This is a genomic window from Bradyrhizobium sp. NBAIM08, from assembly GCF_020193935.1.
Lineage (GTDB): Bacteria > Pseudomonadota > Alphaproteobacteria > Rhizobiales > Xanthobacteraceae > Bradyrhizobium > Bradyrhizobium yuanmingense.
The window spans coordinates 815256-829284 of record NZ_JADYVR010000001.1 but is presented as its reverse complement, the minus strand read 5'-3'; the positions used below and the strand labels follow the sequence as shown (position 1 = coordinate 829284).

Sequence of the window (14029 nt, the reverse complement as noted above, 5' to 3'; positions counted from 1 at the left end):
CGGTCCATAGTCAAGGTTCAACTTTGTGGTGCCGCGAGCCTGGACATGTCAAGTGTTTCGGATGGGATAAACGTAGCCCCGCTGACGAAGCCCCCTTTCTCCCCCCGATTCTCGCGCAAATGGTCAGGGAGAGGCAACTTTTTGCGCTTGCTGTGGGCCCAATTGCCTCGATCCAAGTCGTTTGTCGTCCGAGCGACGATCGTGGCCTCTTTACTCCTCGCTAGCGCACAGATGACCCTGGTTCCGAGCGTGACCGTAGGCCTAATTGCTCTAATGGTCGTTGCGCGGAAAGCAGACGATCACGAAGTCGCTGTTCTCGGCGCAATCGCGATTTCTGGCATTATTGCCTTCAGCATCGTCCAAGATAACCCACCCAGCGGGCCGAAGATTGCTCGTTTGCTAGGAGACGTGGTCGCCATCTGCGTCGCCACCGTCCTACTTGCAAAGAACTCCAGGGAGCGGCAGGCTCTCCACTTTCGGTCGCAGACGGTTTTGAGACGCAGCGGACTTGCCCTTTGGGAGCTCAACTTTTCCCGCACGCTGGCAGAACTGGACGGCCTGAAAGCCCACGGCATCGTCGACATATCAGAGCATAGTCGCACAACGCCCGGATTCCTGGCGCGGCAAAAGAAGCACATCTGCTTTGTGGCGATGAACGACGCGATGTTCGCCCATCTGGGCATGACGCCGGGTGTGGATGAGATACCCGCAAACCTCGCCTCGATGAAAATCGACGATGATCGGCTCCTACAGGTCTTACAGGCGATAATGGACGGCAGTGATCACTATGGCGCCGGGGCACGCGAGGCGCGGCTCGACGCCACGCCCAACGACGTTTTCGGTGTATCGATTGACCTGCGGGCAGCACGCTCCGGCTGTGTCATTGGTACGTTAATCGATGTCCGCGAACGGGAGGAGGCGAACAATGCGCTGATTGCCGCGCGCACGGAATTGGCTCGCGCGACGCGGGTAGCGGCGGTAGGTGCTGTCTCTGCCTCAATTGCACATGAGCTCAATCAGCCGATCGGCGCGATCCTTCTGAACGCCCAGACCTGTCTGCGATATCTGCGGCGAGGATCACCGGAGATAGGAGCGGCTCTCTCCGCGGCCGAAAGAGTAGTCCGCGACGGTAATCGTGCGGCCCAGATCGTCCGCGAAACGCGGGACTTGGTTATGAAACGTCGCAACCGGCACGAGGCGCTTGATATCGCGGCGTTGATCAGGGAAGTCTTGGAGTTCAGTCGCCACGACATAGAACAGGCAGAGGTCGAGTTGCATTTGCAAATCCCAACGAGCGAAGCATGGATACTCGGAGATCGAGTAGCTATCCAGCAGGCTCTGATGAATCTCATTTCAAATGCACTGCATGCGGTTGCGGCCCATTTCGGAACGCGGGAACTGGTGATCGGATTGATGCTCGAACATGAACAGGTGGTTATCAGCGTTTGTGACTCCGGAAGGGGTATAGACGATGATGCTCTAGAGCGCATCTTCGATGCTTTTTACACCACAAAAGAAAATGGCACGGGCATGGGGCTTTCGATCAGCCGATCAGCCGTCGAAGCCCATGGCGGCACATTGAAGGCACGTAATCGGCAGGGCGGCGGCGCGATCTTTGAGTGCAGGTTGCCTCTGTGCGTCGGGAGCATGGAACGAGAAGTGCAGTCAACATCAAAGGCTGGTAGTCAGCTTAGCACGGACACTGTTGCACAAACCTCAGCCTATTCGGAGGCAAGCATAGTCGCCGACCGTTACGTGCTGGGGACTGGAATTTGACCCCTCTCAATCTACACAAGAATGGCCGCCATGAACTTAAGCCGATCCCAGGTTGATCCGAGAAGGAGCGCGACAGCCGCAGCAGCCGCTCGACGGCCATCGGAACTGCCGACGATAAACATTGTCGAGGACGATGTCGGCTTTCGAATCGCTCTGAGCGAATTGTTTCGATCGGCCGGGCACGAGGTTCGTCAATTTGGCGATGCGAATGCTTTCATGGCGTCAGGCAAAGCGACGTCGCCCGGGTGCCTCGTGCTTGACATCCAACTGCCGCACTTAAACGGGCTTGATTTTCAGGCCCAGCTGTCGAAATCCGGCATCCATATGCCTGTTATCCTGATGAGCGGTCAGGGCGACATTCCAATGTCGGTGCGAGGCATGAAGGCGGGTGCGATTGACTTCCTACCTAAGCCCTTCGAGGACAGCGCCATCTTGGCAGCCGTCGCCGCAGCACTCTTGCGGGACGCAGATACCCGGATGAAGCATGATGAAATGGCTGGTTTGCGGGAGCGTTTCGATAGCTTGTCGTCGCGCGAGCGGGAGGTTCTAACCAACGTCGTAGAGGGCCAGATGAACAAGCAAATCGCGTTCAAACTCTCGATCAGCGAAGTCACGGTCAAGATTCACCGGGGCAACGTGATGAGAAAAATGGGGGCCAGGACGTTTGCCGCTCTTGTGAGGATGACGGAAGTGCTCAGGAATCATTCCCAGTCTAAGTAGAGCCGCGGCAGGCTGGTCGCACCGTGGCGCCGTGCCCATGTGAGCGGGCTGAGGAACTGCGAATACGGGATGCAGGACCTTGGGCGCAGCAGTTGCGCCCAAGGAAATTGCGCGGCCGAGCTAATGCCTCATCGATGCCTCGCGACAGTGCGGTCGAGGAAATTGTGAATCAGCGGCGCTATCAGGTCCAGTTTGTCCTCCAACGCGAAATGGCCGGTCTCCAGGATGTGCAGCTCTGCTTTGGGGAGATCACGAAGATAAGGGTGCGCACCTTGCTCCGGGAAGATCTTGTCGTTCTTGCCCCAGACAATCAAAGTCGGAGGGGCGCGATCGCGGAAGAATGCCTGGAATTTCGGGTAGAGAGGCACGTTGGTGCCGTAGTCCAGGAATAAATCCAGTTGGATGTCCTTGTTGCCAGGCCGATCGAGTTTCGCCTGGTCCTGAACCCAATTATCAGGACTGATGCGCGCCAGATCCTTGACCCCATCGGTGTACTGGAATTTTGTCGTCTCTAATTTGACAAGTCCGGCGAGTGCCTCCCTGTTCTTTTCCGAATTGTCTGCCCAGTAGGCTTTTATCGGGTTCCAGAATTCGCGCAAGCCTTCCTCATAGGCATTGCCATTCTGAACGATGAGGGCGCTCACCCGCTCTGGATGCTTGAGGGCAAGTCGGTAGCCGACAGGTGCGCCATAATCCATGACGTACATAGTGTAAGTTGGGGCGCCGAGTTGCTCCAACAGCGTGTTCACCATGTCCGCGAAGTGACCGAATGTGTATTCGAACTTCTTGTGATCGGGAGCGTCGCTCTCGCCGAAGCCGGGGTAGTCCGGCGCAATCACGCGGTAACGGTCGGCGAGTAGAGGAATTAGGTTGCGGAACATGTGCGACGAGGTTGGGAAGCCGTGCAATAGAAGCACAACAGGGGCATTCGAAGGGCCAGCCTCGCGGTAAAACATGTTGATGCCGTCGATCGTCTTAGAGCGATAGTAGACTGTGATCGGTGTGGCGGTCGCAGCGGGGGATTCCTTAGCGACAACCGGATTGATATCGACTGACGTTACCAACGCCATGGCCGCCAGTTGTAGCAAGAGCAGAAGTGTTTTCATCATTGTTCCTTTCGCAGGGTGATATCCCTCGCCAAAGAACACGGGAGTCCTGGCGCTGTCGCAAGCATGCCTAGGTATGATTGGGAGCTTGGCGCATCCTGCCCCATAGTCGCATCCAGTGCTTGCGGCGAGAACAGGAGACCATCAATGAATACAGTGAACACGAGCGACGGCACTGCTATCTTTTACAAGGACTGGGGTCCAAAGGACGCCGCCCCAATATTCTTTCATCATGGATGGCCGCTAAGTTCTGACGAGTGGGATCCCCAGATGCTGTTTTTCCTGGACAAGGGTTACCGGGTGATCGCGCACGACCGCCGCGGCCATGGGCGTTCGTCGCAAACCGACGTTGGAACGGATATGGACACCTATGCAGCAGACGTTGCTGCAGTTACGGATCATCTCGATCTGAAGGGAGCCGTGCATATCGGTCACTCGACCGGCGGCGGCGAGGCGACGCGATATGTCGCGAGGGCGAAGCCCGGCCGCGTCAAAAAGGCCGTGTTGGTCGGGGCCGTACCGCCGGTGATGATCAAGAAAGAGAACAATCCTGACGGCTTACCGATTGACGTATTCGATGGGCTCCGCCGAGCGTTCATCGCAAGTCGCGCAGAGTTATATTTTGATATCGCGCGAGGACCGTTCTACGGGTTCAACCGCCCGTCGGCAAAAATCAGTGACGCAACGGCCTGGAATTGGTGGCGTCAGGCGATGATGGGGGCGACCAAGGCACACTATGATTGCATCGCTGTGTGGTCGGAAACGGATTTTACCGAAGATCTGTTGAGGATCGAACAACCAGTGCTGGTCATGCATGGAGACGATGATCAGGTTGTCCCGATTGAGAACTCCGCCAAGCGAGCAGTCAAACTCCTGAAGGAAGGAGAGTTGAAGGTTTACGGGGGCTATCCTCACGGAATGTTGACGACCCACGCTGACGTATTGAATGCGGACATACTCGCATTCGTTCGGAAGTGAGGTGGGCCGATCATGACCGATAATAGGAGCGGGCGACACAAATCTTATAGTGGCGGTCACGCCGATCCGTCAAACCCGGCCTTACCCTCCGTACCGTTTGATCTGGATCTCGCGCGCGTGGCCCTTGTGGTTACAGATCCGCAGATCGACTTCCTGAGCTCCAAGGGGGCAGCTTGGGAAGTTTTCAAGGATAGTATCACAGAACTGGATACGGTAGCTAACTTGCGGCGGCTTTTCATCGCGGCAAAGGAAGCGGGCATCCCGATCGTAATATCTCCCCACTACTACTATCCCCACGATCATCGCTGGCGCTTTGCCGCACCCGGCGAAGCGCTTATGCACAAGCTGCGGATGTTCCATCGCCCGGGCCCGTTGACCATCGATGGCTTCGCTTGTTCTGGCGCGGATTGGCTCCCCGAACTGAAGGACCTCATAGAGGACGGGCGGACCGTTCTCTGCTCGCCTCACAAGATTGCGGGTCCGCAGACTAACGATGCGATCTTTCAGTTGCGCAAACTCAAGGTGGATCAAGTCATTCTTGCGGGCATGGCTGCAAACTTCTGTGTCGAATCGCACCTGCGTGATTTCGTCGAGCACGGGTTCGAGGTCGCCGTCGTGCGCGATGCGACTGCCGGCAGCAATATTCCGGAGGGCGATGGGTATGCAGCCGCGTTGGTGAATTTCAGGTGGTTAGCAAACGCGCTGATCAAAACCGACGGGGTCCTGGCGATGATTCGCGAAAAGAAGGGCCCACAACGAGAAGCTCGGTAGGACCGCATACTCGCGGCCCAATCGTTGCCCTGATCACAGGTGCCGGCGGATAATTGCGCCTGCCGCAATAATGAAATGTCGAGCCGCACTGTTCTCCTGAATAGAGCTTTCGGTCAATGTTCTTTCCGACCCTGAGACAGTCCCTATCATGGATGTGGATACAACATGAGACTCTACTATCACCCCTTGTCTGGTCATTCGCACCGCGCACGGTTGTTCGTCTCTTTGCTCGGAGAGCCCTTCGAGTTGATCGAGGTTGATCTGAGGTCCGGTGCGCACAAGAAGCCTGAATTTCTTGCACTCAATCCGTTCGGGCAGGTGCCTGTGCTCGAGGACGACGGAATCGTCGTATCCGATTCGAATGCCATCCTTGTCTACCTCGCCAAGAAGTTTGATCGGAAGGACTGGCTTCCGGACGATGCGAAGACAGCCGCGGAAGTTCAACGTTGGCTTTCAGTCGCGGCCGGCGAAGTCGCCTACGGTCCCGCTGCCGCGCGGCTCATCACGGTGTTCGGGGCAAAGTACAATGCTGAGGACGTCATCGGTCGGGCTCATGTTCTGCTGAAGCGGCTCGAAAGCCACCTAACCGACAACGACTGGCTCGTCGGCAAACGACCGACGATCGCGGATGTGGCGCTGTACAGCTATATCGCGCGCGCACCGGAGGGCAACGTCGATCTGTCCGGCTACCCCAATGTGAATGCCTTTCTGCGCCGCATCGAGGCGCTACAGGGCTTCGTTCCCTTCGTCGAGACACCAGTCGGCCTTTCGGCCGCGGCATAGGACGCGCCGCGGGCGCGTCGAAAGGCACGCCCGTTTCGACGCAGCAGGAGCGGCAAAATGGGCAATCGGCCTTCCAAGGATACCGAGGTCTGGCACGCGGGCGAAAAGGCCATCCAAGCAAAAGTCGGTGTCGAAGACAGGATGGCGGTAGTCGGCAGGCGCGTGGTCCGAGACTACATGCCCGATCAGCATCGAGAGTTCTACGCCCAGCTACCGTTCGTCGTTCTCGGCAGCGTCGATCCAAAAGGAGATGCATGGGCCACCTTTCTTGAGGGAAGGCCGGGCTTCATGACGTCGCCCGGCCCGAGAGCCCTCGATATCGCCGTGCGACCCGACGACACCGATCCAGCGAGCATGGGAATGACTGAGGGCAGCCCAGTGGGCCTGCTCGGCATTGAGATGCATACGAGGCGCCGAAATCGCTTGAACGGCTTTCTCGGCGTCGCGGGCGACAGGTTCAGGGTCGAGGTCGATCAGAGTTTTGGGAATTGCCCCCGCTACATCCAGCTGCGGGATTTTGCCTTCGACCACGAGCCCGGCAGGACGTATGGGGGGACTATCGAGGACATGACGGAGCTGGATTCCGCCTCGCGTGCAGTGATCCAGGCCGCGGACGCATTCTTCGTAGCATCCTATGCCGATCGTGAGGACCGGCGCCAAGTTGACGTCTCTCACCGCGGTGGCAAGGCGGGCTTTGTCCGCGTGGCCGAAGATGGAAGCCTGACCATCCCCGATTTCGACGGAAACCTCTTCTTCGCGACGCTCGGCAATATCCTGCTGAATGGCAAAGCCGGGCTTCTCTTCGTCGACTTCAAGACCGGCGAGATGCTGCAGATGACCGGCGACGCCGAACTTGTGCTGGAGTCGCCCGAGATCGCAGCATTTCAGGGCGCGGAACGGCTATGGACATTCCGAGCGCGCAGGCTGGTGCGCAGGCGCGGTGCCCTTGCCTTGCGCTGGACGTTCCAGAAAGACGGCTGGTCTCCGAGCTCACTGATGACGGGAGACTGGGCTCAGGCAAGCGATCGGCTTCGGGCAGCCGAGCTTGCAACACGCTGGCGGCCTTTTAAGGTCACCAGGATCGTCGATGAAAGCCAGTCGATCCGCTCGTTTCACCTGCAGCCGAACGATGGCGCAGGGTTGCTTCCGCACCTCGCTGGTCAGCACCTGCCGATCCGGGTTCGGACTCCGGGCGCCGACAAGCCTGTGCTACGGACTTATACCTTATCTGTGGCTCCCTCGGACGGCATGTACCGCATCAGCGTCAAGCGTGACGGCACCGTTTCGAAACATCTTCACGAAAATGTGGGCGTCGGAGACATCATTGAGGCGCGAGCCCCGGCCGGGGCGTTCGTGATCGATGCGCGCTCCACGCACCCTGCGGTCCTACTGGCCGGCGGCGTCGGCGTTACGCCGATGCTCGCGATGCTGCGCCACATCGTCTACGAGGGGCTTCGCAAGCAGCGCGTTCGCCCGACGATTTTCTTTTACGCCGCGCGCTCGAAGCGGGACCGCCCCTTCGACCGCGAACTGGCTGAGCTCGTCGAAGCGGCGCAAGGCGCGGTGAAGCTCATTCGGATACTCAGTGGTGTCGCCGACGCCCAGCAGGGCGTCGACTATGATGCGTCCGGCCGCATCGACATGGAGCTTCTCACGCGATATCTGCAGTTCAACGATTACGAATTCTACCTGTGTGGCCCGGCCCAGTTCACGCAAGGGCTCTACGACGGACTGCGGGGATATAACATCGCGGACGGCAGGATCCATGCGGAGGCGTTTGGCCCCTCCTCTTTGAAGCGAACGATCGCTGTGAGCGGAGCGGCGCCCCCGCGCCAGGCGCCCTCCTTGAAACCCGTCCCCGTCGCTTTCATGAGCTCGTTAAAGGAAGCACGCTGGACACCTCAATCGGGGACTCTGCTTGATTTAGCGGAAGCACGCGGACTGTCACCCGACTTCAGCTGCCGCACCGGCACTTGCGGCACGTGCAAGACGAAGCTCCTTGCTGGCGCCGTCGCTTATGTGAACGAGCCAACCGCAAAAATTGCGGACGGCGAGGTGCTGATCTGTTCTGCAGTGCCTGCAGCCCAAACGGCAGGCGCAGAAGATCGCATTCAGCTCGATCTTTGACAGGGGCAGACTTCGAAGCCGAAAACGACACGGCCCTGCCAACGGTATGGGCTACACCGACAACTCTAATGTTACTGCACCGACCGACACGAAGGAGAATTTGATGTCTCGTCCCCCGATCCCGCCGTTCAACGAACAGACCGCCGTCGAGAAGGTTCGGTTGGCTGAGGACGGTTGGAATAGCCGCGATCCCGCCAAGGTCGCTCTAGCTTATACCGTCGACACCCGTTGGCGCAATCGCGCGGAATTCGCCAACGGCCGCCAGGAAGCTCAGGCTTTTCTTACCCGCAAATGGAATAAGGAGCTGGACTATCGATTGATCAAGGAGCTCTGGACGTTTGCGGGAAATCGCATCGCGGTGCGATTTGCCTACGAGTATCACGATGATAGCGGTCAATGGTTTCGCGCCTACGGCAACGAGAACTGGGAGTTTGCTGACGACGGGCTGATGCGGGCACGCCATGCGAGCATTAATGAGCACCCGATCGCCGAAGCCGATCGGAAATTTCGCTGGCCGCTCGGTCGTCGTCCTGACGACCATCCGGGACTGAGCCATTTCGGTTTCTAGCCGAAAGAGGGCAGTTATGTCGGCGCATGGACGCATCAAGCTTGGGCTTCGCGTTTCCGAGAACATCTGTCAGCCGATTGGGAAATTTGCGGAGCAGGGTGCCTGGCCGTAGCTCGAAAGCCCGGCCGGCGGTCAGGTGCAGCTGCCGCCGCTTGTGGCAGAAAGTGTGGTGGGGGGCTTTTATTTCGTTGTTCGCTCGGTTATGGGCCCAGGTGGTTCTTTACGAAGATCGCCCGCCTTACAACGTTGAAGCTTCAGGAGGACAAATGGATCGCTGGCAGGCGATGCGCATCTTCACGAAAGTTGCGGAGACCGAAAGCTTCGCCGAGGCGGCGCGCTACATGCATATGAGCGCGCCAGCCGTAACACGTGCCGTCGCTGCGCTCGAAGAGGTGATCGGTGCGCGACTTTTTGTCAGAACGACGCGATCGGTGAAGCTGACCGAGGCGGGAGGGCGCTACTTCGACGATTGTCGCCGCATTCTGTCGGACATCGTCGAGGCCGAAGCCGCAGCTGCGGGCGCATATGCCAAACCGTCCGGGACGCTGGCGCTGACTGCCTCGACTCTTTTCGGCCAGATGCACGTACTCCCGATCCTAACTGAATATCTCGATGTCTACCCCAATATGTCGGCGAAGACGCTCTTTATAGATCGGCCCGTGAACGTCATCGAAGAGGGCCTCGACATTGCCATCCGCATCGGCAGATTGCCGGATTCCGGCTTCACCGCAATAAAGGTCGGCGAGGTTCGGCGCGTCCTCTGCGGGGCACCGTCGTATTTCGACAAGCACGGCATCCCGTCTACGCCGACGGATCTGGCGGATCATCGAATTGTTGCCTCGACAAGCGCCTGGGCATCACCCGAATGGCGTTTCGCGCGAGACGAACGCATCACTTTGCGTCCCACTCTGCAATGCAATACCAACGAAGCTGCAATTTCGGCGGCGCTCTCGGGATGGGGTTTGACGAGAGTTTTACATTACCAGGTCGGGGCGGCCCTGGACGGAGGCCAACTGCAAATTGTCCTGGACGACTACGAAGAGCCGCCTTTGCCAATTCATATCCTACATCCGGAAGGTCGCCACGCGCCTGCAAAAGTCAGGGCCTTTATCGACCTCGCCGTGCCGCGCCTGCGCGCGAACCACTTGCTCAATTGATGCCTCACGGCTTTTCAAGCTCGCCGCCCCGGGACTCCTGAATGTGGACGGCAGCAACCTCGTCGTACCCGCTCCGACTGCTGTAGAACATCAGCGCCATGAGACCGGATCCGATGGCCAAGGAGAAGATCGTTCCGAGTCCAAGAGCAATCCAGCCGTGAATGGACATCTGTGTATCCCCGGCTGAGGTCCATCCCACGATGGCAAGGACCACGGTGAGCAGCAGGGCCGCGAAGAGCACTGCGAGTACGGCGACGCCGCCTGCCCCGATCGGGTGATTCGATACGCTTTCAGGATGTGACATGGTTTTCCATCTCGTCTGCTTGGGAAGCTCTGCTGCGAGGGCCGCATCGACCCGGTTCCTGCAATCGAATATGCGCCTCGGTCGGGTTTGGCAGAACGGCCGATTTTGACACTTCATCCATGCAGAGAGCGAAACAATGCGGCTGCTCTCCAGCGGAACCCGAGGCCCCTTTGCTAGCTCTCGGATTCCGATGGCTTAGGTACTGGCGCTGTTCAGGTCACGACGCAAAGACGTTACCGCTGAACATGCCCCCTTTGAATACCGCCGCACCAGGATCCGTCGTGAAAAGCACGACGTCGGCCTCGGACTGTGCAGAAACAGTCCCCTGACCGTCGGCAAGATAGGCGCTTTCGCCCGCATGAAGCACGATACTTTCGATGCCGACGACGCCGCCAAAGGTGTAGATCAGGCGAACCGCGCCGCTTGCCTGAGGTCTTGGAAGCGCAAGGCTCGTTCCTGCGGACAGACGAACATCCTGAACCCAAGCTTGAGCGCGTACCTGCAAGGGAGCACCGTCGGGGCCTGCGAGCAATCGCCAGGCATCGCGACTCAGGGCTTCGCCGAAATCGTGAAACTGCACCTCTGGTGTCAGATCCGGCGCGCGAGGGCGCAGGAAAATCTGGAGCGCCTCGGTTGCTCCGGGGCCAAGCATTTCCTCCTCATGCTGGAATGTGTGGCCTGCGTTCATCATCATCAGGCGAGTGTTGGTAATGCTTTCCTCGTTCCGCATGCTGTCCCGATGGAGCATCGCCCCGGCCCGCATATAAGTCAGGATTTCATCGTCACGATGCGGATGCATCGCTATAACATGCCCGGCCGAGACGCGTGCCCGGTCTATGCGACCGATGGCGCCGATCCCGCTGTCACCGGCATTCAGAGCCAGGCCGGGGTAAAGAATCTCGACCCCAAAGCCACCATTCCAATCGCCGCGCTTGCTGCCGTGTTTGATTTTCAGCGGCTGCATGACATCTCTCCTTTTCAAGACTGGTCCATTCGGAGCCACGAGGTACGATTGTGGCTTTGATTGTGACGAACGGAGCCTTCCGGAGCCGGAGATAGCGTGGCCATTTGAGGTGCGATAGCTATACGATGAGGTAAGCTGCGTCGCCAGGATCGGAACGTTAGGGGGCGACGTCATGGAGCTTGAAGATTTGCGAACTTTCGTCGTGGTCGCCGATTCGGGGGGCGTCTCGTCTGCCGCGCGCCGTCTGGGGCTTGCGAAGTCCGTCGTTAGCCGCCGGCTGTTCCGATTGGAGACCGACCTCGGCGTTCAACTGCTGGCTCGGACCACACGTGGCGCGGCTTTGACCGAAGCTGGCATAACGTTCCGGGACCACGCTGCACGCGTCTGCGCGGAGATCGATACTGCGCGCGAGGAAATGTTCCCCTCCGGCAATCTGCGGGGTCTCTTGCGGGTCGCCGCGCCGTCCTCGTTCGGCCCGACGCATTTCGCGTCAGCGCTTGCCGAACTCGCAGCCCGTCATCCATTACTGCAGGTCCACACGCACTATAATGATCGCTACGCCGATCTAGTCGGAGAAGGGTTCGATTGTGGCATTCGGGTCGGCTACCTGCCGGACTCCAACCTGGTTGCGCGTCGCATCGGCTCGTTCTCGGTCCGGCTTTTTGCGAATCCCGATTATGTCAGCGAGCACGGCGCGCCAGAAGAGCCCGAGCAGGTTCTCCAGCACCAAGCGGTCATGATCGGCACGGAAAGCTGGAAGTTCGGTGACGGTAAGAAAATCATTCCGATCCGTCCGCACGGAAGGTTCAAGGCTGACAGCGTCATCCTATCGCCGAAGCGACGGCACGGCGGATTGGCATTGCCGCCTTGCCCGATGTCATAGCGGAAGCCTACGTGGCATCGGGGCGTCTCGTGCCGATCATGACGAGCTATGGGGTGCCCTCGGTTGGGATTTTCGTGGTCCGTCCGCCGGGCCGGTATCTCGCTCGAAAGGTGAGAGTTCTTATCGAACTGCTCGCGGAAAAATTTGATTCAGATCGTCCTCCTGTCGGACTGAATGCCATCGCTTCGAAAAGCTAAATCTCGGTCGAACATTGTTATGCAACATATCCGCCGACCGCCTCTGCGGCCGGCGGATGGCGTTTTCGAGCGCCTCTTGCTGTCCAGGGTCACTTGGCCTTAGCCGCGAGATATCCGGACATGTTGTTTGCAGCGAACGGCAGGTGATCACTCATCAGCTTGGCATGTGCTTCGCCCGTCGACGACTGCCAGGTCCCTAGAAGTTCCGCGCCCACCGCCACCCAGGTGATCGGAACGACGCCCGCCTGCACCATGCGCACGACGGCGGCGTCCTCAACTAGCTTGCTCCAAGTGCCCGACGCGTCCAGCACGGCATAAACGTCATAGCCTTCCTTGCGGGCGGATAGAGCGGCAAAAGCAACGCACACGTCCGTCGAGATGCCTGCGATCAGAAGCTTCTTGCGCCCAGTCTTCTTCACCGCAGCAGCGAACTCCGGATTGTCAAATTGCATTGATCTGACCAGGACGATGAACAAAGGCCGCTTTCGGAAGGCCTTCCGAAACTACCGGCATGATCGGACCGTTCGGCCCGTCGGCGGCACTCGTCGTGATCACTGCCGGCAATTTGTAGATCTCCGCGATCGTGGCAAGCGCCTTCACATTGTTGATGAACTCCGGAGGGCTCTGGGTCTGGACGCCGTTAGCCAACCCGGTCTGGTGATCGACGAAGAGGACGGCGGCGTTATCTGCTGTAAGGCGGTCGTACGACATGGCCTGTTCCTTTGAGAATGGATGCGGATCATCCGCATTCCTCTTGGGGGAAGATGCCGACCGGGTGGCCCCGGCACTAGCCAGCCGTCGCGCAACTCACTGTCCTCCAACGCGGAACGTCGTGGGCCGATACAGTCTCGTCGCCGGCTGCCAGCGGCTCGACTGGATACACTGCCCAATCATACTTAGGGATGCTTGCTGAAGAGGAAGGGTTCATCGCTTTTGTGAAACGTACACGATGGAAAGGTCCTCGCAATGGCTGCACTCAATAGTCAACTGAACGAACGCGATACCCCGACCGACTACTCGAAGAATGACATCAAAAGTATCGCGAAGGCGATCAACGTGCTGCTGGCGAACGCATATGCGCTATATCTGAAGACCAAGAACTTTCATTGGCATGTCGGTGGCCGACACTTTCGTGACTATCACCTCCTGCTTGACGATCAAGCCCAGCAGATCTTCGCCACGACGGACGTATTGGCGGAGCGCGTACGAAAAGTGGGCGGCACTACATTGCGCTCAATCGGCCATATCTCGAAGTTGCAGACAATCAAGGACAATGATGAGCCATACGTCTCGTCATCTGCCATGCTCTGCGAATTGATGAACGACAACAAGGTGTTCGCCGCTGCGATGCGCAAAGCTCATAAAGCCGTGGACGAAATGGGGGACGTTGCGACAGCCAGCGTGCTGGAGACTTTTATAGACGAGGCGGAGCGCCGCACGTGGTTTCTGCTTGAGACCTCCGAGAGGGAAGCCGACTAAAGCGATTGCCGTTTGCCGCCGAGCAGGATCTGCTCAAGAGACCCTTGGGCCGCGATGAGCGAACAAGCGATCGGCGGTTCAGCATCGTTCTCAATCATACCTACGGATGCTTGCCGTGACCGCCCAACTTCGTTTCCTTTGAAGTGCACAGGACGGCGGGAGCCCCGAGATCCGTATAATCGAGGGAAACAATATTCCCGGGACTTCGAACCAGTG

At 58.6% G+C, this 14029-nt stretch carries 14 protein-coding genes and 1 pseudogene; 10 read left to right on the top strand and 5 right to left on the bottom strand.

Annotated elements, in window-relative coordinates:
• The first annotated feature begins 231 nt into the window (after positions 1–231).
• Positions 232–1776 carry a sensor histidine kinase gene (locus I6F37_RS04045; protein ID WP_225150343.1) on the top strand — a complete coding sequence of 515 codons (1545 nt, stop codon included), beginning with the start codon at positions 232–234 and terminating at the stop codon, positions 1774–1776.
• 21 nt (positions 1777–1797) lie between these two features.
• A complete protein-coding gene (locus I6F37_RS04040; RefSeq protein WP_306469084.1) occupies positions 1798–2496 on the top strand; it encodes a response regulator transcription factor in 699 nt (232 codons plus the stop codon).
• 128 nt (positions 2497–2624) lie between these two features.
• Here I6F37_RS04040 and I6F37_RS04035 read toward each other — a convergent pair whose 3' ends face one another.
• On the bottom strand, positions 2625–3602 hold the full coding sequence (locus tag I6F37_RS04035; RefSeq protein WP_225150587.1) for an alpha/beta fold hydrolase: 978 nt from the start codon (positions 3600–3602) through the stop codon (positions 2625–2627).
• A 147-nt stretch (positions 3603–3749) separates the two neighbouring features.
• Here I6F37_RS04035 and I6F37_RS04030 point away from each other — a divergent pair, with 147 nt between their 5' ends.
• The 6 genes from I6F37_RS04030 to I6F37_RS04005 all read left to right on the top strand — a co-directional run bounded on the left by I6F37_RS04030 (position 3750) and on the right by I6F37_RS04005 (position 9986).
• Positions 3750–4580: an alpha/beta fold hydrolase gene (locus I6F37_RS04030; RefSeq protein WP_225150341.1), complete on the top strand. Its 831-nt coding sequence runs from the start codon at positions 3750–3752 to the stop codon at positions 4578–4580.
• Positions 4581–4592: 12 nt separating this feature from the next.
• The gene (locus I6F37_RS04025) at positions 4593–5351 is read left to right on the top strand and encodes a cysteine hydrolase (protein ID WP_225150339.1); all 759 of its coding nucleotides are present in this window, start codon (positions 4593–4595) and stop codon (positions 5349–5351) included.
• A 165-nt stretch (positions 5352–5516) separates the two neighbouring features.
• A complete protein-coding gene (locus I6F37_RS04020; RefSeq protein ID WP_225150337.1) occupies positions 5517–6134 on the top strand; it encodes a glutathione S-transferase family protein in 618 nt (205 codons plus the stop codon).
• Positions 6135–6191: 57 nt separating this feature from the next.
• Positions 6192–8261 (top strand): pyridoxamine 5'-phosphate oxidase family protein, encoded by a 2070-nt coding sequence (locus I6F37_RS04015; protein ID WP_225150335.1) that lies wholly within the window; start codon positions 6192–6194, stop codon positions 8259–8261.
• 103 nt (positions 8262–8364) lie between these two features.
• Entirely contained in the window at positions 8365–8829 is a 465-nt protein-coding gene (locus tag I6F37_RS04010) for a DUF1348 family protein (RefSeq protein WP_225150586.1), read from the top strand.
• 266 nt (positions 8830–9095) lie between these two features.
• Entirely contained in the window at positions 9096–9986 is an 891-nt protein-coding gene (locus I6F37_RS04005; protein ID WP_225150333.1) for a LysR family transcriptional regulator, read from the top strand.
• 4 nt (positions 9987–9990) lie between these two features.
• On the opposite strand, the gene I6F37_RS04000 is transcribed toward I6F37_RS04005, so the two are convergent.
• Positions 9991–10290: a hypothetical protein gene (locus I6F37_RS04000; protein WP_225150332.1), complete on the bottom strand. Its 300-nt coding sequence runs from the start codon at positions 10288–10290 to the stop codon at positions 9991–9993.
• A 217-nt stretch (positions 10291–10507) separates the two neighbouring features.
• Complete coding sequence (locus I6F37_RS03995) at positions 10508–11254, bottom strand: pirin family protein (protein WP_225150330.1); 747 nt, start codon at positions 11252–11254, stop codon at positions 10508–10510.
• Between the two features lie 172 nt (positions 11255–11426).
• Between I6F37_RS03995 and I6F37_RS03990 the strand changes: the two are divergent.
• Positions 11427–12334 (top strand): annotated as a pseudogene (locus tag I6F37_RS03990) (LysR family transcriptional regulator).
• Positions 12335–12423: 89 nt separating this feature from the next.
• Here the strand turns inward: I6F37_RS03990 and I6F37_RS03985 are convergent.
• Both I6F37_RS03985 and I6F37_RS03980 read right to left on the bottom strand, forming a co-directional pair.
• Positions 12424–12810 carry an isochorismatase family protein gene (locus I6F37_RS03985; protein ID WP_225150329.1) on the bottom strand — a complete coding sequence of 129 codons (387 nt, stop codon included), beginning with the start codon at positions 12808–12810 and terminating at the stop codon, positions 12424–12426.
• Entirely contained in the window at positions 12776–13045 is a 270-nt protein-coding gene (locus I6F37_RS03980) for a hypothetical protein (RefSeq protein ID WP_225150327.1), read from the bottom strand. Before I6F37_RS03980 ends, I6F37_RS03985 begins: the two co-directional genes overlap by 35 nt.
• A 255-nt stretch (positions 13046–13300) precedes the next feature.
• On the opposite strand from I6F37_RS03980, the gene I6F37_RS03975 reads away from it, so the two are divergent.
• On the top strand, positions 13301–13813 hold the full coding sequence (locus tag I6F37_RS03975; protein WP_225150325.1) for a Dps family protein: 513 nt from the start codon (positions 13301–13303) through the stop codon (positions 13811–13813).
• Positions 13814–14029: the final 216 nt, after the last annotated feature.